Consider the following 22,166-nt stretch of genomic DNA (forward strand, 5'->3'; position numbering starts at 1 on the left):
ATGTAATTTCCCAGATGACATCCACGTTCCACCATATTGCCCTGATCGGCAAGTACCACACACCCGCAGCAGGCGTTCCGTCCGATGCAGCCAGCGAAGCGCTGCAACGGATTGCCGGTTACGTGCGCAGCCTGGGTTGTGAGGTGATTCTGGATACCCAGTCCGCCATCTATGCGGGCCTGCCCGATTACCCGAGCATGGACGTTGACGGTCTGGGCAGGCATTGCGACCTCGGCCTGGTGGTGGGCGGCGACGGCACCATGCTGGGCGTGTGCCGCCATCTGGCGCGCTATGGCACGCCGCTGGTCGGCATCAACCAGGGCCGCCTGGGGTTTGTCACCGATATCGCCCTGGATGAATTCGAAGCCTCCATCACGCCCATACTGCAGGGCGAGTACGAGGAAGACGAACGCACCCTGATGAATGCTCGCGTCATGCGCGACGGCCAGTGCGTGTTTGAAGCCCAGGCCATGAATGATGTGGTGGTCAACCGTGGCTCGACCTCGGGCATGGTGGAGCTGCGCATCGAGGTCGGCGGCAGCTTTGTCTCCAACCAGCGCGCGGACGGCTTGATCGTGGCCACCCCCACGGGCTCCACTGCCTATGCGCTCTCGGCCGGCGGCCCCATGCTGCACCCTTCGATTCCGGCCTGGGTGATGGTGCCCATCGCGCCGCACAACCTCTCCAACCGCCCCATCGTGCTCTCCGACGCTCAGGAAGTGACTATCGAGGTGGTGGGCGGCCGAGGCGACGCCAGCGCGAACTTCGACATGCAGTCACTGAAATCGCTGCAGCATGGCGACCGCATTCTGGTGACGCGCGCCGATCACAGCGTGCACTTTCTGCACCCCAAGGGCTGGAATTACTTCGACACCCTGCGCAAAAAACTGGGCTGGAACGAGGGAGGCGTCTGACCATGGCCTTGAAGCGCATCGTCCTGCGGGACTTTGTGATTGTCCAGTCACTCGATCTGGACTGGCAGACCGGCTTCACGGTGCTTACCGGCGAAACCGGGGCCGGCAAATCCATCATGCTCGACGCTCTGCAACTGGTGCTGGGCGCACGAGCCGATGCACAGGTGGTGCGCGAAGGCTGCCCTCAGGCCGATATTTGCGCAGAGTTCGATTGCCCGCCCCATCTTCATGAATGGCTGGAAGAGTCGGGTTTTGCGCAGGAGCAGGATTTGCTGCTGCGCCGCGTCATCGACAGTCTGGGCCGCAGCCGCGCCTGGATCAACGGCTCTCCCGCCACAGCCACGCAGTTGCGCCATCTGGGCGATCAGCTGATCGACATTCACGGCCAGCATGCCTGGCAAAGCCTGACCCGCCCGGATGCAGCACGCGCCATGCTGGATACCTACGGTGGCATTGAAACGGCCCAGCTCAAATCGCTTTGGCTGGACTGGCGCCAGAACCATCAGGCACTGGAGCAGGCGCTATCGGCCCAGGACAATCTGCAACGCGAACGGGAGCGTCTGCAATGGCAGATTTCCGAGCTGGACAAGCTGTCGCCGCGCGCCGAAGAGTGGGATGAGCTCAATGCCCAGCACACACGTCTGTCACACGCGCAGACCTTGATGGACTCGGCCCAGTCCTGCCTGCAACTGCTGGAGGATGACGATGCGGGAGCGGCCACCCCATTGGGCAGGGCCCACCACCTGCTGCAGGACCAGGAGCATCTTGAGCCTGAGTTTCAGAGCATTGCCGACGTACTGGGCTCCTGTGTGGCCCAGTTGCACGATGCCCGTCACTCGCTGCAGGCCTATCTGCGCCGCGCCGATCTGGATCCCGAGCTGCTGGCCGATCTCGATGAACGCCTGTCGCTGTGGATGCAGCTGGCGCGCCGCTACAAGCGCACACCCGAGGACTTGCCCGCCCTGCTCGAAGGCTGGAAACAGGAGCTGCACCAGCTGGATGCTGCCGTCGATGTGGAGGGGCTGCGCGCCAAAGAGCAAGCCGCCCACCTCAGGTATCAGGCCGAGGCGCGCAAAATCTCGCAGCAGCGCACCCTGGCTGCACCACGCCTGTCACGCGCCATCACCCAGTCCATGCAAAGCCTGGGCATGAAGGGCGGCCGTTTCGAAGTGCAGCTCGAGCATGCCGATGCCGCCAGTCCTGCGGGCACGGACAGCATCACTTTTCTGGTTGCAGGCCATACCGGCGCCACGCCCAAGCCCGTTGCCAAGGTGGCATCGGGCGGCGAGTTGTCGCGCATCTCGCTGGCCATTGCCGTGACCACCAGCGAACTGGGCCAGGCCGGGACCCTGATTTTTGACGAAGTGGACTCCGGCGTGGGCGGAGCCGTGGCCGAAACCGTGGGCCGCCTCATGCACTCGCTCGGCGATTCACGCCAGGTGCTGGCCGTCACTCACCTGCCCCAGGTCGCTGCCTATGCAGACCAGCACTACCGGGTGACCAAGCGCCCCAAGTCCAACACCACCATCAGCAGCGTGGATCCGCTGACTGGCGAGGAGCGCGAGATGGAAATGGCCCGCATGCTGGGCGGCGAGCACCTGTCCGAAGCAACCATGGCCCATGCCAGAGAAATGCTGGCCATGGCAAGATTGCCTGCAAAGCAGGCCGCAAACAGCGCCCAGCGTCCATCGGGCACCCAGGCCCGAAGTGCCAAGGCCAGCACTACAGCACGCAAAAGCGGCAAAGTCAGAGGAGTTTGAAATCATGTCCATGGAGATTGTTCTGATCAGCGGCATGTCCGGATCGGGCAAATCCGTTGCGCTGCATGCGCTGGAGGATGCTGGCTACTACTGCGTCGACAACCTGCCCCCGGAATTGCTGCAGTCCTTTGTGGAGCTCAAGCTCAACCATCAGGACGAGAAAGTGGCGATTGCCATGGATGCGCGCAGCGCCAAGGGCCTGCCCCAGCTGCCCGATCAGCTGCATCGCCTGAAAAAGCAGGGGCTGATGCCACGCATGATTTTTCTCGATGCCGACAGCGGCACTCTGATCAGGCGCTTTTCGGAAACCCGCAGACGCCATCCTCTGTCCCCCGGCACCCTGACCAGCGAGCGCCAGGCACTGGAGCTCGATATCGAAAAAGAGCGCGAGCTGCTGGGCCTGCTGCGCGACCGCTCCATCGTCATCGACACCGGCGACCTCAAGTCGGCGCAGCTGCAAAGCTATATCAAGCAGATCATCGAAGCACCGGCAGGACAGATGACGCTGATGTTCCAGTCCTTTGGATTCAAGCACAGCATGCCCATCGACTCGGACTATGTGTTTGATGTGCGCATGCTGCCCAACCCTTTCTATGACAAGGAGCTGCGTGCCTTGACGGGCCTGGACAAGCCGGTTGCCGACTATCTGGGCGCCTTGCCCGAGGTGCAGCAGATGCAGCTGGATATACAGCAGTTCCTCGAACGCTGGCTGCCGCTGCTGGCCAGAGACCACCGCAGCTATGTCACCGTGGGCATAGGCTGCACGGGCGGGCAGCACCGCTCGGTCTTTCTCGTCGAAGCTCTCGCCAGGCACTTCGAGAAGCAGTGGCCCACCGTCCGCCGCCACCGCTCACTGGATTTTCGCGACAAATTCATCCAGGTCTCTCAGCAGTTTCTGGCCCCGGACGCCATCCACCCGATCAGCTGACCCGCATGCTCAGCCCTCAGACGTCAGCCATGCAGGTGCTGCTGCTCGAAGACGACCCGGCCATTGCAAGAACGATTTGCTACGCTCTGGAGCGCGAGGGCATTGCCGTCACCCACAGCCTGCTGATCGCCGATGCGCGTCAGCAATGGAGCAGGACAGCGTTTGATGTGCTGCTCATGGACATAGGCCTGCCCGATGGCAACGGCCTGGACTGGTGCCGCGAGCTGCGCTCTGCCGGCTCCATTGTTCCGGTGCTGGTGCTCAGCGCCAGAGGCGAGGAGATGGACAAGGTTCTGGGCCTGGAGCTGGGCGCAGACGACTATCTGACCAAGCCCTTCAGCCCGCGCGAACTGCTGGCGCGCACCCGCGCCCTGCTGCGCCGCTCCAGGCAATTTCAGCCTGCAGCACCCGCCCAGCTTGCGAGAGCACTTCAAATAGATGAGCAAGGGCAGCGTGCCCTGATCCACAGCAAGGCGCTGGATCTGACAAGGCGCGAATATCAGCTGCTGCAGAGTCTGGTCAACGCGGCAGGCCGCATCCTGAGCCGCGACGCCTTGCTGGAGCAAATCTGGGGGCTGGACAGCGAGAGCACGGACCGCACGGTGGATACCCATATCAAGACCCTGCGCGCCAAACTGCGCGAGCGTTTGCCCGATCAGGAGCTCATCGTCACCCACCGCGGTCTGGGCTATAGCCTGAACCAGCCCGGATAGCCGGTATGCGTCTGGGCCTGCGTCTCTTCTTCGCCTTCTTCCTGATCAACGGCCTGGCCGCCTTTTTCGTACTGCGCGTCTTCATGGTGGAGATCAAACCCAGCGTGCGCAAGGTGACCGAGGACACGCTGGTGGAGACCGCCTATGCGCTTGCCACGCTGGCCAGTGCCGACATGGAAAAAGGCCGGCTGCAAGCCGGTGCGGACAGCACGTTTGCCGCTCAGCTGCAGGGCTACACGCAAAAGCCGATACAGGCCTGGATCTGGGACACTCGCAAGACCACGCTGGATCTGCGCATCACCGTCACCGACGCCCGGGGCATGGTGCTGTTCGACTCCCAGGGCAGGGACCAGGGAGCCGACTACTCGCGCTGGCGCGATGTCTATCTGACGCTGCGCGGTGAATATGGCGCACGCACCACGCGAGCCGTCAAGGAGGACGAATCCAGCAGCGTCATGTATGTCTCCGCGCCCATCATGGTGGACGGCCAGATTGCCGGGGTGCTGACCACCTCCAAGCCCTCCAGCTCGGTACAGAAAATCGTCGACGGCGCGGAGCAGAAGATTCTGCGCGGCGGCCTGCTGTTTGTGCTGCTGTCCGCCGCCGTGGGCTGTGCGGTCACCTGGTGGTTTGTGCTTCACGTGCGCCGGCTGCGCAACTATGCACAACAGGTGCAGGCCCCCACGCTCAACGAGTCTGCCCACCCCGCACAGGCCTCGGCTCCTGCGGCCATACCCGACATGCCCGGCGAGCTGGGCGAGCTGGCCCAGGCCATGGACAATATGCGCAAGCGCCTGGAAGGGCGCGACTATATCGAGGGCTATGTACGCGCCCTGACCCACGAACTCAAAAGCCCGGTGGCCGCCATACGCGGCGCGGGCGAGTTGCTGCAGGAAGAGCTGCCGCCCCAGGACCGGGCCATGTTTGCCGGACAGGTGGTGGACCAGAGCCTGCGTCTGCAAAACCTGATCGACCAGCTGCTCCAGCTCAGCCGCCTCGAGCAGCGCCAGCAACTGGACACCAGCCATGGCTGCAGCCTGATGGAATGTGCCCGGCAAGCCATGGACTCCCTGCAAAGCCATGCAGAGCAACGCGGCATGGCCATGCGCCTGAGCGGTGTGGACAGCAGCGGCCCCTGGGAGGCCGGCCTGGTCACTCTGGCGATCAGCAATCTGCTGCAGAACGCCCTGGATTTCTCTGCAGAGAACAGCGTGATCGAGCTTGAGCTGGCCCCGCACCGCATCACCATCAGCGATCAGGGCCCGGGCGTGGCCGAGCCCTTGCTGGCCCGCCTGGGCGAGCGCTTCTTCACGACCCCCAGACCCAACGGAGAGCGCAGCGGCACCGGGCTGGGCCTGTCCATCGTCACCCGCATCATGCATCTTCATGGCGGCAGCATGCATGTCCGCAATCGTCACCCCGGCCTTGCCGTGACACTGGATTTCGCTCCCCAAAGCTGAGCAGCCAAGGCTTTCGAGCAGGACTTCACGCCCGCTTCACAGACTTCATTGCGCCCACACAGTCGCTGCCGACACTGCGTCCTGAAACCCCTCATTCAGGAGCACGCATGAAAAACCGACTGCTGTTCAAGACAGTCTCACTGCTGATCGTTCTGGCCTTGCTCATGGCCGGCCTGTCCATGATTCAGGATGTGGTGAAAGACCGCATACGCAACCGCGACTACGCCGTGCAAAGCGTGGTCTCCAGCCTGGCCGGCACGCAGACGCTGATCGGCCCGGCCCTGGTGCAGAACTGCACCGAAACCACCAGCACGACCAATGGCAAGAAAATCGAGTACAGCACCCGCGAATTCCAGCGCATGCTGCTGCCCGACACGCTCAACCACGATGCCAACGCCAAAATGGAAGAGCGCTCACGCGGCCTGCACCACATCAACACCTATGTGCTGCACGACCAGATATCGGCCGGTTTTGCCAATGCCGCGCAGTATGCGGAGCTGCCCAAACCCAGCGAGCCCAACGCCGTGGTGCGCTGCAAGAAAGTCTTTGCAGCATTCGCGCTCAGCGACCCCCGCGGCATCCGCAGCGCGACGCTGCAGGCCAACGGCCAGGACCTTGCGGTCGAATCCGGCACTCCGCTGGAGCGCTACGGCAAGGGCATCCAGGCGGAGATTGACGCCAGCCTGCTGAAAAAAGGCCAAGCCCTGAATCTGGACCTCAAGCTGCAGTTGCTGGGCACGGAGCAGCTCACCTTCAGCCCCATCGCCACGGAAAGCAAGGTCACGCTGACGGCCGACTGGCCTCATCCCTCGTTTGGCGGCAGCTTTCTACCCAGCCGACGCGAAGTGACGGACAGCGGCTTTACCGCCAGCTGGGAGCTGTCCTCGCTGGCCACCTCTGCCAGCACGGCCTTCACCCGCCAGCAACGTCTTTGCAGCCCTGGCTACTGGGGCAGCTCGGAAACCTATGCCGCCTCCGCAGCCCGCAGCCATGACGACAGCGGCCCCTGCCTCGAAACCATGGACACGGAGTTCGTCAATCCCGTCAATGTCTATTCGCTGAGCGAGCGCGCCACCAAATACGGCATTCTTTTTGTGATCCTGACCTTTGTCGCGGTCGGCCTGTTCGAAGTCATGAAAAAGCTGCGCGTTCACCCCGTGCAGTACCTGCTGGTCGGCTCGGCCTTGTGCAGCTTCTTCCTGTTGCTGATCAGCCTGTCCGAGCATCTGGGCTTTGCCACGGCCTATGCGATTGCGGCCAGCTCCTGCGTGGCTCTGCTGGCCTTTTATGCCAGCCACATTCTGGGCAGCATCAGACGTGGCCTGCCGTTCGCGATTGCCATCTCTGCCCTGTACGGCCTGCTGTATGTACTGCTGCAGCTGGAGCAGACCGCTCTGGTCGTCGGCTCCATCGCCCTGTTCGGCGTGCTGGCCCTGGTCATGATCTGTACCCGTCATGTGGACTGGTACGCCTTTGGGCGCAGCGAGAGCGAAGCGCCAAACAAGTCTTCGAAACAAGAGGAGGCCGCATGAACCAGTCACGACACACTCCGCAGGCTCAGGCCTTGCTGAACACTTCGTCGCGCCATCTGCTTGGCGAGCCTTGCCAGCTCAGCGTGCAGCAGTACCAGCAACTCTGGCTGAACGCACAAAGCCAAGGCGACCGCAAGGCGCAGCAAGTCCTGCGCCAGCAGGTGGTGGCCGCGGGCCGGCAATTGCAGACACAGCGTGGCAACCCGCAGGCCAGGGCCCTGTGGCTGGCCTTGATGGGGCTGCGCTGCTCCATGCTGATGCCCAGATTGCGCTTCTGAAATCTTCAGCCATCAAAAAAGGTGACGCCTGCCGTCACCTTTTTTCATTCATGCTGCAGGCGTTCAAGCCAGCTCGGCATCGAGCAGCTTGCGGATCGGGGCCGGCAGACCCAGCTCCGCCCAGGCCGCGGCATCCGCCCAGCAGGATTCATCGGCCTCTGAGACCAGGGCGGCGTGCGCCTGATCGACGGGCACCAGAACCGGATGCAGGTGCAGATCCTTGTGGGTCAGTACATGCAGAAAGCCGGGAAGGTCCTGCCAGCTCCGGGTCCCGTCCTGAGGCCATGCGGCCTGCGCATGGCTTTGCAGTGCCGCATAGTCTTCAAAGACCGGCGGGCTGTAAAGCCCGGCCCAGATACCGGCTTGCGGACGCTTTTGCAGCCATACGCGGCGCTGCACGTCCACCGCCAGCAGCAGCCACCAGGACTCGGCGCTGCGCTTGATCTTGCGCGTGCGCACGGGATAGTTCTCCGGGTTGCCGGCGCGGGCCGCCCGGCATTCGGAGTGCAGAGGGCACACCAGGCAGGTGGGCTTGCGCGATGTGCAGACGCTGGCGCCCAGATCCATCATGCCCTGGGTGTAGCGCGGCATGGCTTCGTGCAGATTCTCGGTGGGGCACAGTTGCTGGGCGTGTTCCCACAGCTGCTTTTCATTTCTGGACTGAGCCAGATCCGCATCGAACGCCAGCACCCTTGTGAGAACACGTCGCACATTGGCATCCAGAATCGGCACCCGCTCGGAAAAGCAGAACGATGAAATGGCGCCGGCCGTGGAACGGCCAATGCCTGGCAAGGTCGCCAATTCTTCGGCCGTTTGCGGAAAAGCCCCGCCCCACTGCTCCATCACGGTCTGCGCGCATTTATGCAGATTGCGCGCGCGGCTGTAGTAGCCCAGGCCGCTCCACAGCGCCAGCACGGCATCCTGCGGTGCAGCCGCCAGGCTGGCCACATCCGGAAAAGCGTCCAGGAAACGCTGGTAGTAGCCCAGCACGGTGCTGACCTGAGTCTGCTGCAGCATGATTTCAGACAGCCAGACGCGGTAAGGGTCACGGGTTTGCTGCCAGGGCAGATGATTGCGGCCATGGCTGGCCTGCCACTGCACCACGGCTGCGGCAATCGAAGGGAGAGTCAAGATTTCAAGCTACCAGGTTGATGTCCAACGGCATGGACGCAGCCTGCGGCCGCTCGGCCGCAATCGGATCCAGCAATTGTGCCGATGCGCTGATCAGCTGCGTCTGCAGCATGCCCAGGCGGGCTTGTGCATTTTCCATGTCTGCAATGCGCTCCTCCAGCTCAGTGGCTGCACCGCTGATCCGGTCCACGGCCTCCAGGCGGCGCGTGTAACTGCGTTTACGTTCGCGCAATTGTGCATCGACTGGTGCAGTCAGTGATTTGCTCCACATATCCACGTCGTTCGATGCCGCTTCAAACACCGTGCGCAGACGCAGCGCCAGAGCTTTGATCAGGCGCTGCGAAAAGTCGGCACTGCCGAGCCTGATGACACTGCCAAGCCCCAGATACTGGGTGTAACTGCCTTCGATGCTGCGCAAGTCATCCTTGAGCTCGGACAGCACCAGCTGCGGCGGTGTCTGCAGGGAGAAGCCAAACTCCGCATTGAGCTCCTTGAACGAGGAACTCATCATTGCCTGGATCTCATCGGCCTGGTCCTGCGCCTTTGCAGCCACGGCATGCAGGCGCTCGAAAGTCTGCTCATAGACCTTGCGCAGGCCAAGTTTGAGCCCACGCTGATCCAGCGCTTCTTTCAGCTCGGCCAGTTCGGCCTTCAAAGTGCTCGAGCTCAGAAGCAGGAAAAGCTCCTTGAGCATGCGCATATGGATGTTGCGCATGGCCTGGATGCGGCTGGCACTCTGGTCGAATTCCTTGTGCTCGGCCTCGATACGGGCACGCATGCCGGCAATCACCGCCGCATTCTTGCCGCGCAGGCCGCAGAGCTCGGCCAACTGGTCGTCGAGATCGCCGCGGCGCATATTGATGACGCGCTCCACCTGCGACTGCAGTTGTTGCACATTGGTACGCACAGCGGCCTGCAGCACTTTCTGGCGCTGCCCCATGATGCCATTGGCCAGAAGGTCTTCAAAAGCGGGCAGGCCGCTGGCCTGAAGCAGGCTGTCGTTACGCCCCACCTTGGCGACCAGCCCCTTCTGGGCGGAGATGGGCAGCACGCGCTCCAGCGCCACCCCCAGCAACTGGGCCGAGTCCTGCTGCTGACGGCGCAACTGGGCCTGCACCTGCGCGCCGGAACTCAGGCTGTCCCACAGCGTATCCACCTTGTTGAGCACCACCAGACGCGATGCAGCCAGGGCGTCATCGCCCCCCGCCTTGCCGGCTCCTGCCGGCAGCACATGGTCACGCCAGATGGCAAGGTCGGACTTGGTCACGCCGGTATCGGCGCCCAGCACAAAGACCACGGCATGTGCCTGGGGTATCAGATTGACGGTCAGCTCCGGCTCGGCCCCCACGGCATTCAGACCAGGCGTATCGAGAATCACCAGTCCCTGCTTGAGCAGAGGATGGGGCATATTGATCAAGGCATGGCGCCACATCGGCACCTCGACCCAGCCGTCGGCATCGACCATGGGGTTGTCGGCAGCCTCGTCGTCATGCCAAAAGCCCCAGGCCCTGGCCTGATCGATGGAGACCTTGCGCACCTCCGCCACCTTGGCCAGCGTGTCGGATATCTGCTGCGCATCGGCGATATCCAGCGGCTGCTGCACCCAGGCGTCGGGACGCATGCGCCACTGGCCGAGGCTCTCCGGTGACTCTCTGGTATCAATGGGCAGCAGACGCAGACAAGGTGGCAGCTCCGGCTCCCAGCCCAGCTCCGCCGGACACATGGTGGTGCGGCCTGCACTGGCCGGCATCAGCCGGCGGCCGTAATGGGCAAAGAAGACAGCGTTGATCAGCTCGGATTTGCCGCGCGAGAACTCGGCCACGAAGGCAACCATGACCTTGTCGGTGCGCATCTGCTCTTCCAGTCTCTGCAAGCGCTCCTGCACCGAGGCGTCCAGCAGATCCTGGGCAATCAACCATTCACGCAGCTCCTGCAGTTGGGTGGCAAAACCCCGTCGCCATGCGCCATACTGACCAAACTGCTCGTTGAATGAAGCTGACACATCTACCCCTCTTGTTTGTCTGAGTCGCCGGGTCAGCCAAGGCTGACCGCCTGATCAATATATAGCATTGCCCCTTGACAGCATCTACGGCTCTTCCAGAGGCTGGCCTGATATCTCCAGCCGCCAAGTATCTGCGCGCAACGGCGCAGAACAGCGCCAATGCCTGGGCACTGGCGACGCCTCTGAGGCATATCAAGCATCAAAATGAAATTGTGACGTCAAAACATGCCTGAACGCATACTCAAGCTGCGGTATTAGCTATCAAATTCAGAGAGTTCTCGCGGCCTTCTGGCAGCGGGCGCAGTAATAGGTGCTGCGCTGCCCCTGGCGCATGAGCTGGATGGCGGCGCCGCAATGCGAGCAAGGCAGGCCATCGCGGCCATAAACCTGGGCCTCCAGCTGAAAGTGCCCTTCCATGCCGTTGGCCGCGGAAAAATCGCGCAAGGTCGTGCCGCCTTTCTCCACCGCCAAGGCCAGCACGGAGCGAATGGCCTCATACAAAACCTTGACCTTGCGCCTGCCCACATCGCGCGCCGGTGTTGTCGGGTGAATCCGCGAGAGAAACAACACCTCGGAAGCATAGATATTGCCGACACCGACGACCACGCTGCCGCTGAGCAGCAGCTGCTTGATGGGCGAGCGACTGGCAGCCAGCCCGGCCTGAAAGGCGTCCAGCGTGAATCCGTCGCTCAGCGGCTCCATACCCAGATGGTCAAGCAGCTTGCGCGCCAGGACATCGCCTTCATCCGGAACATAGATCACGGCTCCGAAGCGGCGCGGATCATGCAGACGCAGCAAGCCGCGCGATGTCTGCAGGTCGAAGTGATCATGCGCTCCGCCAGTACCCAGCGGCTCCTCGTCGCGGCCCGCAAAGCGCAGACTGCCAGACATGCCAAGGTGCATGAGCAGCAGACCCTCGCTCAGGTCCAGCAGCAGATACTTGCCGCGTCTGCGCACGCCCAGCACGACTCTGCCGACCAGTGCCTGCGGCAACAGCCCCAGAGGCCAGCGCAGGGGCTTTCCCAAGGTGGCTTTCTCAATCTGCGCACCCGCAATGCGGTCAGCAAAAGAGCGGCGCGTAACCTCGACTTCGGGCAACTCAGGCATGCAATCTCATCTTCGCCAAGTGTTCAACAAGCTTGGATTATTATGAGCCGATGGTTCATCCTCTACGTTTTCAGGGACTCGCCGTGGCCGCCGTTCTGGCCATGGGATCGGCAATCGCATCCGCCCAGACCGCTGACCCGCCATCCCAGCAGGACAAGATCGAGCAAAGCACCGATCTCGAACAGGCCGCGGAGCGTGAGAATGAGCAAGCAGCCCTCTCTGCCGAGCTGTTCTACGAAATCCTGGTGGGAGAGATGGCCGCTCAGGAAGGCGCCCTGACGGACGCCCAGGCCCTGATGATGGAGGCTGCGCGCAGCAGCAACAACGAAAAGCTCTATCGCCGCGCCACCGAACTTGCCATTCAGTCCCGCTCGGGCGACCGCGCACTGCGCAATGCCCGCGCCTGGCTGGAGGCCTACCCCGAATCACGCGATGCCAACCGCGCAGTGCTGCGCATTCTGGTGGTGATGAACCGCATTGCAGACTCGGCCAGCTATCTGCGTCGAGAGGTCGAGCTGACCCCTCAAGCCAATCGCAGCACCACTTTTCTGGCCATCACCCAGCTCTACAACAATGCCTCGGACAAGCCTCTGGCCGCCGATGTGGTCGAGCAAGCGCTGGAAATCGATTTAAAGGACCCGAAGAACGGCCCCATGGCCTGGGCCGCCATAGGCCATATGCGCCTGATCGCCGGTCAAAAGCCTGCCGCCCTGCAGGCGCTGCAGAACGGCGCCAAGCTGGGTCCTGAATCGGGTGCCGTCGCCTTGCTGGCCATGGAACTGCTGGAATCGGGTTCCGCCGAAGTGGAGCCGCTGGTCAAGCGCTATCTTGAAAAGAATCATTCGCCACAACTGCGCCTGACCTATGCCCGCGTGCTGCTGGGACAAAAACGCAACGCCGATGCCAAGACCCAGTTGCAGCTCATAACGCGCGAGGCGCCCGAATTTCCGGAAGCCTGGGTCATGCTCGCCAATTTGCAATTGCAGGATGGCGAGCTGGATGCTGCCGACGTTTCCCTGACACAGTTCAGCGCTCTGCTGCCCAAGCTGCCTGAGGGTGTGGGTCGCGCTGCTGGCGAATCCCAGCTCTATCTGCTCAGGGCCGATCTGGCCGAAAAGCGTCAGCGCTACGACGAAGCCGACATCTATCTGCAGCGCATTCCCGATGCCGCCAACCTGCTCAGCGTGCAGGCTCGGCGCGCCGATCTGCTGGCTCGCCAGGGCAAGGTGAAGGAAGCTCGCGCCCTGATCCAGGCCATTCCTGCAAACGGTCCCAACCAGAAGCGCCTCAAGCAGATTGCCGAGGTGCAGCTACTGCGCGATGCAGGCCTGAACAAGGAAGCCTATGCGCTGCAAGCTCAGCTGCTGAGCCAGGCACCCGATGATGTGGAGCTGGCCTACGACACCGCCTTGCTCGCGGAAAGAGCCGGAAACTTCAGCGAGATGGAGCGCCTGCTGCGCGACATCATCAAGCGCAAACCCGATTTCAAGCATGCGTACAACGCACTGGGGTACTCCTACGCTGATCGCGGCATCAAGCTGGAAGAAGCGCAGACCTTGATCCAGACCGCTCTAGACATGCAGCCCGGCGATCCATTCATCACCGACAGCCTGGCCTGGGTGCATTTCCGCCGCGGCAATCTGGACGAAGCCGAAAAACTGCTGGAGCAGGCCTATGCCACGCGCCAGGATGCGGAAATTGCCGCCCACCTGGGGGAAGTTCTCTGGGCCCAAGGCAAGCAAGACCGCGCCCAACTCATCTGGCGCCAGGGCATGAAGGCAGACAGCAGCAATGACACTCTGCTGGAAACCCTCAAACGCCACAAAGTGACGCCATGAAGCGCAGGCCGACTTTCTTGAAAATTCTGCCAGCCCTAGGGCTGGCTCTGGGAGTGGCCATGCTCGGCGGCTGCGCCCAACCGGCACGGCAGCTGCAACCCGATGTGACGGCCAGTCACCACTGGTCCGGCCGCATGGCGCTGCAGGTCCAGGATGCCCGGCAGCAATCCTTCAGCGCCGGTTTTGAGCTGCAAGGCCAGCCCGAGAGCGGAACACTGCTGGTCTTCAACCCGCTGGGATCCATCATGGCCCGCCTGCAATGGACGCGTGCCGGAGCCACCTTGCAGCAGGGCGATCAGATCACCCAGTCAGACTCCCTGCCTGAGCTCATCACCCGCATGACAGGCAGCGAGATTCCCGTCACCGCGCTGTTCGACTGGCTGCAAGGCAAGAACACGGCTGTGACCGGCTGGCAGACAGATCTTTCGCGCATCAACGATGGCCGCCTGCGTGCCGACCGCATCAGCCCCCCACCCGAGGCTTCCTTGCGCATCGTTCTCGATCAGGACGCTCGCTGACTGGCCGGCAACCCGGTGCTATCGTTGCACCGTTTTTCTCTTACTGACACATACACGCCATGCACTCGCTCTATGACGTGCCGGCCCCGGCCAAGCTCAACCTTTTTTTGCATATTACCGGCCGCAGGCCTGACGGCTATCACCTGCTGGAATCCGTCTTCATGCTCATCGACTGGCATGATGTGCTGCATCTCGAGCGCACGGTCAGCAGCCAGATCAGCCGTGAAGACCTCAACGGCGTTGCCCTGCCTGCCGATGATCTGATCACACGCGCGGCCCGAGCCCTGCAGCAAGCCACAGGCTGCACGCAAGGCGTGCGCATAGGAATTGAAAAGCACCTGCCCGCCCAAGCCGGCATGGGGGGCGGCTCATCCGATGCGGCCAGCACGCTGATGGCATTGAACCGCCTCTGGAATCTGAAGCTCTCACGCCAGGAACTGCAAAACATAGGCTTGAAGCTCGGCGCCGATGTCCCCTTTTTCCTCTGCGGTCACTCGGCCTGGGTCAGCGGCATCGGCGAAATCATCACCCCGCTGACAGGCCGCAATGCCTTGCCGGAGCAGCAGTTCCTGGTGGTCAAGCCCGAACAGGGCCTGGAAACGGGCAAGATTTTTTCCAGCGAGCTCCTGAAACGCGACACAAAGCCTGCTATAGTTGCGGACTTCGCTGCGAATCACTTCGGCTTTGGCCGAAACGACCTGCAGCCGGTCGCTGAAGGCTTGCAGCCCGAGGTAATGAAAGTCAGAAGCTGGCTCGAATCACTCAAATTGCATGCTACAATGACGGGCTCTGGAAGTGCGGTATTTGCACCGATAACGCAAAGCATTGATTTGAGCTGTGCTCCTGGCACATGGCAGATCAAGATTTGCAGAAATCTGGAAAAACACCCACTTAATAGCTGGATTCCAGAGAACAAGTTATAAGGCTTTTTGTTTTCGACAAAAGGCCTGTGTAGGGGAGTCGCCAAGTTGGTTAAGGCACCGGATTTTGATTCCGGCATGCGAAGGTTCGAATCCTTCTTCCCCTGCCAAACATCTTCTTGCGTCATAGCAACCCACAGCACTGGGACGCACAATGCATTCACATCACTCTGATTTCATGGTCTTCACAGGCAATGCCAATGCTGGCATGGCCGAAGAGATTGTTAAGCACCTCGGCACCTCTCTTGGTGCTGCTGACGTTGGCCGCTTCTCCGATGGAGAAGTCGCGGTCGAGATCAAGCAGAACGTTCGCGCCCGCGACGTTTTCGTGGTTCAGTCCACCTGCGCTCCGACCAACGACAACCTGATGGAGTTGCTGGTCATGGTCGATGCCCTCAAGCGTGCATCGGCCGAGCGCATCTGCGCCGTGATCCCCTATTTCGGCTATGCCCGCCAGGATCGCCGCCCCCGCTCCAGCCGCGTGCCCATCACCGCCAAGGTGGTGGCCAACATGCTGCAGGCCGTAGGTGTCGAGCGCGTGCTGACCATGGACCTGCACGCCGACCAGATTCAGGGCTTCTTCGACATCCCCGTGGACAACATCTACGCCACCCCCGTGCTGCTGGGTGACCTGCGTCAGAAGAACTACGAAGACCTGATCGTCGTCTCCCCCGACGTTGGCGGTGTGGTGCGTGCTCGCGCCCTGGCCAAGGAACTGGGTTGCGATCTGGCCATCATCGACAAGCGTCGCCCCAAGGCGAACGTGTCCGAAGTCATGCACGTGATCGGCGATATCGACGGCCGCAACTGCGTGATCATGGACGACATGATCGACACTGCCGGCACGCTGGTGAAGGCAGCCGAAGTGCTCAAGCAGCGCGGCGCCAAGAACGTGTACGCCTACTGCTCGCACCCCATCTTCTCGGGCCCGGCCCTGGAGCGCATCGGCAACGGCAGCGCTCTGGACGAAGTGGTTGTAACCAACACCATTCCTCTGAGCCCCGCAGCACAGCAGTGCGGCAAGATTCGCCAGCTGTCCGTGGCCGGCCTGTTTGCCGAGACAATTCACCGCATTTCCACAGGTGATTCGGTGAGCAGTCTGTTTACCGCTTAAAATCTCTGGTTTTTCGGCCTTGAGCCCAAGCAAACCTCCTTCGGGAGGTTTGAGCGTTTCGAGGCCACCGCAAGAATCCACGGCCTTGCTGCAAGGTGCAGATTCTTTTATCAATCGGGCGAGACTGGTCGCGGTCCGCCCATCTAGGAGTTAGTTATGCAATTCGTCGCTACTGAGCGCGCCAAGCAAGGTACGGGTGCGAGCCGCCGTCTGCGTCTGTCGGGCAAGACCCCCGGTATCGTCTACGGTGCTGGTGAAGCCCAACTGATCGAAATCGATCACAACGCCCTGTGGCACGCTGTGCACAAGGAAGCTTTCCACTCCAGCATCCTGGACATGGAAATCAACGGTCAAGTGACCAAGGTCGTGCTGCGCGACGTGCAGTTCCACCCCTACAAGAAGCTGGTGCAACACATCGACTTCCAGCGCGTGGACGGCAACACCAAGCTGCACATGAACGTGCCCCTGCACTTCGAAGGCACTGCTGAATCCCCCGCCGTGAAGGTCGAGAACTGCACCGTGACTCCTCTGATGCACGAGCTGCAAGTGATCTGCGAACCCGCAAACCTGCCCGAGTTCATCAAGGTGGACCTGAGCGCCCTGACTTCCAAGTCCGTGCTGGGCCTGCAAGCTCTGAAGCTGCCCAACGGCGTGAAGGCTGTGGTGCGTGGCGCCAACAAGAACCCTTCGCTGATCTCCATCAAGCTGCCCGAAGTGGCTCCTGCCGAAGGCGCCGCACCTGCTCCCGCAGCTGCTCCCGCCAAGAAGGGCAAGAAGTAATTCTTGTGTCTTCGGTACGGCGCCTGCCGCTGTACTTCAAGAAAAAGCCCACCTCGGTGGGCTTTTTCTTTGGTCCATGCACAACAGCCCTCGCCCGCCCAGCTTTGCTGGCAAGAAGATAATCGAGCAATGATCAAACTGTTTGTCGGCCTCGGCAATCCTGGCCCTGAATATGAAGACACCCGGCACAATGCCGGCTTCTGGTGGATTGATGCGCTGGCGCGCGAACTCAAAGTCAACCTGGTTCCAGAACGCAGCTACTGGGGACTGATGGCCCGCACCAGCATCCACGGCCAGAGCATCTGGCTGCTGGAGCCGCAGACCTTCATGAATCTCTCGGGCAAGTCGGTCGGCACACTGGCCCGCTTCTTCAAGATTCAGCCCGAGGAAATCCTGGTCGTGCATGACGAGCTGGACTTCGAGCCCGGCGTGGTCAAACTCAAGCTCGGCGGCAGCCATGGCGGCCACAACGGCTTGCGCGATATCCACGCCCAGCTGGGTTCGCCCAATTACTGGCGTCTGCGCGTGGGCATAGGCCACCCCGGCCACAAGGGCGAGGTCGCCAGCTGGGTACTCAAAAAGCCGGCCCCCGACCAGCTCAAGCTGATCGAGGACGCCATCACACATTCGCTCAAGGCCTGGCCCGATATGGTGGCCGGCCAGATGGACAAGGCGACTCTCGCGATTCACACCACCAAGGCACCACGCCCCAAGCCGCCCCGAAAGCCTGCGCCCGATGCCGCTCAGCCCGCAGCTGGCGAGGCCTGAACCCGAGGCAGAATGAAAAATAGCTCCTGAATAAGGAGCTATTTGCGCTTGATATACAAGGAATTCAGACTTAAAAAGCCTTAACTTTCTTTCTTGGCCTGCGTAAGCAGCTCATATTTTTTGAACAGAACCTCACGGCTTTCGATGTACTCCGGATTCACCGGTATGCAGGCCACGGGGCAGATCTGCACGCACTGGGGCTCGTCAAAGTGGCCCACGCACTCGGTGCACTTGTGCGGATCGATTTCGTAGAACTCCTCACCCATATAGATGGCATCGTTGGGGCACTCGGGCTCGCACACATCGCAGTTGATGCATTCATCGGTAATCATCAATGCCATGTGCAAGCTCCTGTGCAGTTCTCGGTATCGGCCCACATTATCCCAAGCTCCCCAAGACATGGCAGCATCCAGGACAAAGCTGCCCCCTCTCGGACGCGGCACAATTGCCGCTATGCTGCGCAGCACGCAAACACCGCGTCTGAGCCCACTTCACGATGAAACAACACCCCACGCCATGAGCATCTTCTTGCTCAAACGCCTGCTTACGCTGGTCGCCACATTGATCGGTGCCTCCATCGTGGTTTTCGCCGTGCTGGAAGTCCTGCCCGGCGATGCAGCCCAGATGCTCATGGGCCCCGATGCCGAGCCCGAGGCCGTGACGGCCATGGTTCAGCAACTGGGCCTGGACCAGCCCGCGCTGACGCGCTACTGGCAGTGGATAACCGGCTTGCTGCACGGCGACATGGGCGACAGCTACGTCTATGGCTCGCCCGTGGCCGAACTGGTCTGGGAACGCCTTGCGGTCACCGTGCCGCTGGCCGTCATGGCCATGTGCATCACCGCCGTGCTGGCCATTGCTGCGGGAGTGTTTGCAGCCGCCAACCATAAACGCTGGGGCGATGTGGGCCTCATGGGCCTGGCCCAGATCGGCATTGCCATCCCCAACTTCTGGTTTGCGATTCTTCTGATCCTGCTGTTCTCGGTGAAGCTGCAATGGTTCTCGGCCGGCGGCTTTCCGGGTTGGAGCGAAGAGGCCGGCGGCGGCTTCTGGCCTGCACTGCAGGCACTGCTGCTGCCTGCCGTTGCGCTGGCCGTGGTGCAGGCAGCCATCCTGGCGCGCATCACCCGCTCTGCGGTGCTGGAGGTGCTGCGCGAGGACTTTGTGCGCACGGCCCGCGCCAAGGGACTGTCACGCGGCGAGGCGCTCTGGCGTCATGTGCTGCGCAACGCCATGATTCCCGTCGTCACCGTCATGGGACTGCAGTTCGCCAATCTTCTGGCAGGCACCATCGTGGTGGAGAACGTGTTCTATCTGCCGGGCCTGGGCCGGCTGATCTTTCAATCCATTTCCAACCGAGATGTGATCGTGGTGCGCAACTGCGTGCTGCTGCTGGCCGCCATGGTGGTGGTGGTGAATTTTGTCGTCGACGTGCTTTATGCCGCCATCGACCCCCGCATCAAGGCCGGCGATATATGAGCAGGCCGACCGATACCCGCGCCAGTGTGAGCGACTACCCGACACGCGCCTTCACGCGCACACAGCCCCAAGGCTTTGGCCGGCGCGCCTTGCAGCACCGCAGCTTTGTGCTCGGCGCCCTGCTCACGACCTTGCTGATTGCCGCCGCGCTGCTGTCTTTTGCCTGGACGCCCGGCTCGGCCTATGAAGTGGATATGGACGCAGCCCTGCAGGCCAGCAGCAGCCGGCACTGGCTGGGCACCGATGCCTTCGGGCGCGATATTGCCTCGCAGATTCTGGTCGGCGCACGTGCGTCGATTGCCGTGGGCCTGATCGCCGTGGGCATAGGTCTGACGCTGGGTGTGGTGCTGGGCCTGGTCGCCGCTGCACGCCGTGGCTGGGTGGAGGAAATCATCATGCGGCTGGCGGACTTCACCTTTGCCTTTCCAGCCCTGCTCTCGGCCATCATGCTCACAGCCGTGTTTGGAGCCGGCATGGTCAATGCCATCATTGCCATCGGCATCTTCAACATCCCCACCTTTGCGCGCATCACCCGCGCCTCGGCCAATGCCATCTGGGCGCGCGACTACGTGCTGGCCGCGCGCGCCTGCGGCAAAAGCCGCAGTGCCATCACTTTGCAGCATGTGCTGCCCAATATTGCGGCCGTGTTGGTCGTGCAGGCCACCATTCAGTTTGCGCTGGCCATTCTGGCCGAGGCCGCCCTATCCTATCTGGGGCTGGGCACGCAGCCGCCCCAGCCATCCTGGGGACGCATGCTCAGCGAAGCCCAGACCCTGATGTTCCAGGCGCCGCTGCTGGCCGTCTGGCCCGGCCTGGCAATCGCCTTGTCGGTGCTGGGTCTGAACCTGCTGGGCGACGGTCTGCGCGACCTGCTGGACCCCCGACTGACACGCGAGCGTTGAATCACCATGGCTTTGCTTGAAGTCTCCAACCTCACCATCAATTTACAGACCCATCGCGGCCGGGCCCAGGCCGTGCGCGATGTGAGCTTTACGCTGGAGCGCGGTGCCACACTGGGCCTGATCGGCGAATCGGGCTGCGGTAAATCGCTGACGGCATTGGCGCTGATGGGCCTGCTGCCCGAACACGCACAGGTGGAAGGCAGCATCCAGCTGGACGGCCAGGAACTGCTGGGCCTGAGCGAGCGCCAGCTCTGCGCCCTGCGCGGCAACCGCATGGCCATGGTGTTTCAGGAACCCATGAGTGCCCTCAACCCCGTGCACAGCATCGGCCGCCAAGTGGCAGAGCCGCTGCGGCTTCATCTGGGAATGAGCCGCGCCCAGGCCCGCGCCCGCGCCACCGAGCTGCTGGAGAGAGTGGGCATTGCACAGGCTGCGCAGCGGCTCGATGAATATCCGCACCAGTTCTCCGGCGGCCAGCGCCAGCGCATCATGATTGCCATGGCTCTGGCCTGCGGTCCCGATCTGCTGGTGGCCGACGAGCCCACCACAGCCCTGGATGTGACGGTTCAGCAGCGCATTCTGGATCTGCTGCAGGAGCTGGTGGCCGAGCATTCCATGGCGCTGGTGCTCATCAGCCATGATCTGGGTGTGATTGCCCAGAATGCGGAGCAGCTGCTGGTCATGTATGGCGGCACCGTGGTCGAATCCGGCATGACGGAAGCGGTGTTCGCCAGGCGCGCCCACCCCTATACGCGCGGCCTGTTCGCTGCACGCCCGCAACTCCACGCCACAGAAGGTACAGTCCATCTGCCCACCATTGCCGGAGCCGTGCCGGAGCTCGTGGACCTGCCCGCAGGCTGCCCGTTTGCGGGCCGCTGCGCCCATACTCAGAACGAGTGCTATGTGGAGCGCCCCCAGCCTCGCACGCTGCACCAGCCCAGCATGGCGGCACCTGCCTCTCTCGCTTCCTGGCGCCAGCCCCATGTGGCACGCTGCCTGTATGAACAGGTGCTGACGGCAGGAGCAAGGACATGAACGAGCCAGCCGAAACCTCTGAAGCTGGAACCAGCAGCGCAATCTTGCTCAGGGTTAGCGGCCTGAAACGCGCATATTCACGCTCCCGTACATCGCTGTGGCACAAGCCCGAGCCGCTGCAGGCGCTGCGCGGCGTGAGTTTCGAGCTGCAGGGCGGACAAAGCCTGGGCGTGGTCGGCGAATCCGGCTCCGGCAAGTCCACGCTGGCACGTCTGGTCATGGCTCTGGACCGCCCCAGCGAAGGCAGGGTGGAACTGCTGGGCCGCAATCTGCACCTGCTGTCCGAACAGGAACTGCGCGCCGCGCGGCGCGACTTCCAGATGGTGTTTCAGGACCCCTATGGGTCGCTGGACCCGCGCATGACAGTGGAAGCCATCGTCAGCGAGCCTTTGGGAACGACTCATGAGAAGCTCAGTCGACCTGCCAGGCGCCAGCAGGTGCTGAGCGTGCTTGACCAGGTCGGTCTGCGCGCGCAGGACGCCGACAAATATCCGCACGAGTTCTCCGGCGGCCAACGCCAGCGCATCGCCATTGCCCGCGCTCTGATAACCCGCCCCCGCCTGATCGTGGCCGACGAGCCGGTCAGCGCGCTCGATGTCTCGGTACAGGCCCAGGTGCTCAATCTCATGCAGGACCTGCAGCGCGAGCTGGGCCTGTCCTATCTGTTCATCAGCCATGACCTGGCCGTGGTCCAGCATGTCTGCGATCAGGTCATAGTGCTCCATCAGGGTGAAGTGGTGGAGCGCGGCACACCGCGCAAGCTGTTCTCCGCCCCCGAGCACCCCTATACCCAGGCCTTGGTCAAGGCCGCACCGCGAGTCATCTGAACCGGGCCGGCAAACAGTTGTTCACACTCGCAGCAGCGATATGCCTGCGACCACTGCAAAGACTGCTCCGACTGGTGTAAAAACGCATATGAAACAAGTCCGCTCCCCGCGATGACTTGCAGCGCTTTTGATGGCCCCATGCGGCCAGCCCCCCATCGGA

21 protein-coding genes and 1 tRNA gene are annotated in these 22,166 nt (G+C 62.3%); 18 read left to right on the top strand and 4 right to left on the bottom strand.

The genetic code is table 11. From position 1 onward, the window contains the following. Positions 1-14 precede the first annotated feature (14 nt). From ACWGXF_RS01930 to ACWGXF_RS01960, 7 genes are all read left to right on the top strand, one after another. Positions 15-914 (top strand): NAD kinase, encoded by a 900-nt coding sequence (locus ACWGXF_RS01930; RefSeq protein ID WP_003066061.1) that lies wholly within the window; start codon positions 15-17, stop codon positions 912-914. Between the two features lie 2 nt (positions 915-916). Next, a complete protein-coding gene (gene recN / locus ACWGXF_RS01935) occupies positions 917-2,674 on the top strand; it encodes a DNA repair protein RecN (RefSeq protein WP_054073496.1) in 1,758 nt (585 codons plus the stop codon). Positions 2,675-2,678: 4 nt separating this feature from the next. Next, positions 2,679-3,602, top strand: coding sequence for an RNase adapter RapZ (gene rapZ / locus ACWGXF_RS01940; protein ID WP_012837147.1), 924 nt, complete (start codon positions 2,679-2,681; stop codon positions 3,600-3,602). Positions 3,603-3,631: 29 nt separating this feature from the next. Further along, positions 3,632-4,315: a winged helix-turn-helix domain-containing protein gene (locus ACWGXF_RS01945; RefSeq protein ID WP_012837146.1), complete on the top strand. Its 684-nt coding sequence runs from the start codon at positions 3,632-3,634 to the stop codon at positions 4,313-4,315. 5 nt (positions 4,316-4,320) lie between these two features. Then, positions 4,321-5,775 carry a two-component system sensor histidine kinase CreC gene (gene creC, locus ACWGXF_RS01950; RefSeq protein WP_256629810.1) on the top strand — a complete coding sequence of 485 codons (1,455 nt, stop codon included), beginning with the start codon at positions 4,321-4,323 and terminating at the stop codon, positions 5,773-5,775. Positions 5,776-5,882: 107 nt separating this feature from the next. Continuing rightward, positions 5,883-7,307, top strand: a complete 1,425-nt coding sequence (gene creD, locus ACWGXF_RS01955) for a cell envelope integrity protein CreD (protein WP_256629809.1) — start codon at positions 5,883-5,885, stop codon at positions 7,305-7,307. Then, the gene (locus tag ACWGXF_RS01960; RefSeq protein WP_256629808.1) at positions 7,304-7,585 is read left to right on the top strand and encodes a hypothetical protein; all 282 of its coding nucleotides are present in this window, start codon (positions 7,304-7,306) and stop codon (positions 7,583-7,585) included. Before creD ends, ACWGXF_RS01960 begins: the two co-directional genes overlap by 4 nt. Positions 7,586-7,648: 63 nt before the next feature. Here the strand turns inward: ACWGXF_RS01960 and mutY are convergent, their stop codons facing one another. The 3 genes from mutY to mutM all read right to left on the bottom strand — a co-directional run bounded on the left by mutY (position 7,649) and on the right by mutM (position 11,825). Further along, positions 7,649-8,716: an A/G-specific adenine glycosylase gene (gene mutY, locus ACWGXF_RS01965; protein ID WP_003066048.1), complete on the bottom strand. Its 1,068-nt coding sequence runs from the start codon at positions 8,714-8,716 to the stop codon at positions 7,649-7,651. A gap of 4 nt (positions 8,717-8,720) precedes the next feature. Then, positions 8,721-10,718, bottom strand: coding sequence for a dynamin family protein (locus tag ACWGXF_RS01970; protein WP_256629807.1), 1,998 nt, complete (start codon positions 10,716-10,718; stop codon positions 8,721-8,723). A gap of 267 nt (positions 10,719-10,985) precedes the next feature. Continuing rightward, positions 10,986-11,825 (bottom strand): bifunctional DNA-formamidopyrimidine glycosylase/DNA-(apurinic or apyrimidinic site) lyase, encoded by an 840-nt coding sequence (gene mutM, locus ACWGXF_RS01975; RefSeq protein ID WP_256629806.1) that lies wholly within the window; start codon positions 11,823-11,825, stop codon positions 10,986-10,988. A 50-nt stretch (positions 11,826-11,875) separates the two neighbouring features. Between mutM and ACWGXF_RS01980 the strand changes: the two genes are divergently transcribed. The 7 genes from ACWGXF_RS01980 to pth all read left to right on the top strand — a co-directional run bounded on the left by ACWGXF_RS01980 (position 11,876) and on the right by pth (position 17,763). After that, positions 11,876-13,663, top strand: coding sequence for a tetratricopeptide repeat protein (locus tag ACWGXF_RS01980; RefSeq protein ID WP_003066042.1), 1,788 nt, complete (start codon positions 11,876-11,878; stop codon positions 13,661-13,663). Beyond that, positions 13,660-14,181, top strand: a complete 522-nt coding sequence (locus ACWGXF_RS01985; RefSeq protein WP_003066040.1) for a lipoprotein insertase outer membrane protein LolB — start codon at positions 13,660-13,662, stop codon at positions 14,179-14,181. Before ACWGXF_RS01980 ends, ACWGXF_RS01985 begins: the two co-directional genes overlap by 4 nt. 59 nt (positions 14,182-14,240) lie before the next feature. Next, on the top strand, positions 14,241-15,104 hold the full coding sequence (ispE, locus tag ACWGXF_RS01990; protein WP_039049637.1) for a 4-(cytidine 5'-diphospho)-2-C-methyl-D-erythritol kinase: 864 nt from the start codon (positions 14,241-14,243) through the stop codon (positions 15,102-15,104). Positions 15,105-15,134: 30 nt separating this feature from the next. Further along, positions 15,135-15,211, top strand: a tRNA-Gln gene (locus ACWGXF_RS01995). Positions 15,212-15,255: 44 nt separating this feature from the next. After that, positions 15,256-16,215, top strand: a complete 960-nt coding sequence (locus tag ACWGXF_RS02000) for a ribose-phosphate pyrophosphokinase (RefSeq protein ID WP_003066035.1) — start codon at positions 15,256-15,258, stop codon at positions 16,213-16,215. 156 nt (positions 16,216-16,371) lie between these two features. Continuing rightward, complete coding sequence (locus tag ACWGXF_RS02005; protein ID WP_012837137.1) at positions 16,372-16,995, top strand: 50S ribosomal protein L25/general stress protein Ctc; 624 nt, start codon at positions 16,372-16,374, stop codon at positions 16,993-16,995. Between the two features lie 129 nt (positions 16,996-17,124). Then, on the top strand, positions 17,125-17,763 hold the full coding sequence (gene pth, locus ACWGXF_RS02010) for an aminoacyl-tRNA hydrolase (RefSeq protein WP_256629804.1): 639 nt from the start codon (positions 17,125-17,127) through the stop codon (positions 17,761-17,763). 80 nt (positions 17,764-17,843) lie between these two features. Here the strand turns inward: pth and ACWGXF_RS02015 are convergent, their stop codons facing one another. Next, the gene (locus ACWGXF_RS02015) at positions 17,844-18,104 is read right to left on the bottom strand and encodes a YfhL family 4Fe-4S dicluster ferredoxin (RefSeq protein ID WP_003066028.1); all 261 of its coding nucleotides are present in this window, start codon (positions 18,102-18,104) and stop codon (positions 17,844-17,846) included. 175 nt (positions 18,105-18,279) lie between these two features. On the opposite strand from ACWGXF_RS02015, the gene ACWGXF_RS02020 reads away from it, so the two are divergent. From ACWGXF_RS02020 to ACWGXF_RS02035, 4 genes are read left to right on the top strand one after another with little or no spacing between them, the layout of a single operon-like run. Further along, positions 18,280-19,242 carry an ABC transporter permease gene (locus tag ACWGXF_RS02020; protein WP_256629803.1) on the top strand — a complete coding sequence of 321 codons (963 nt, stop codon included), beginning with the start codon at positions 18,280-18,282 and terminating at the stop codon, positions 19,240-19,242. Then, positions 19,239-20,144 carry an ABC transporter permease gene (locus ACWGXF_RS02025; protein WP_256629802.1) on the top strand — a complete coding sequence of 302 codons (906 nt, stop codon included), beginning with the start codon at positions 19,239-19,241 and terminating at the stop codon, positions 20,142-20,144. Before ACWGXF_RS02020 ends, ACWGXF_RS02025 begins: the two co-directional genes overlap by 4 nt. Before the next feature lie 6 nt (positions 20,145-20,150). Then, positions 20,151-21,179: an ABC transporter ATP-binding protein gene (locus tag ACWGXF_RS02030; protein ID WP_202787863.1), complete on the top strand. Its 1,029-nt coding sequence runs from the start codon at positions 20,151-20,153 to the stop codon at positions 21,177-21,179. Then, complete coding sequence (locus tag ACWGXF_RS02035; RefSeq protein WP_202787864.1) at positions 21,176-22,006, top strand: ATP-binding cassette domain-containing protein; 831 nt, start codon at positions 21,176-21,178, stop codon at positions 22,004-22,006. The genes ACWGXF_RS02030 and ACWGXF_RS02035 overlap by 4 nt, the downstream gene beginning before the upstream one ends. Positions 22,007-22,166 lie beyond the last annotated feature (160 nt).

The organism is Comamonas sp. HJ-2, from assembly GCF_053615495.1.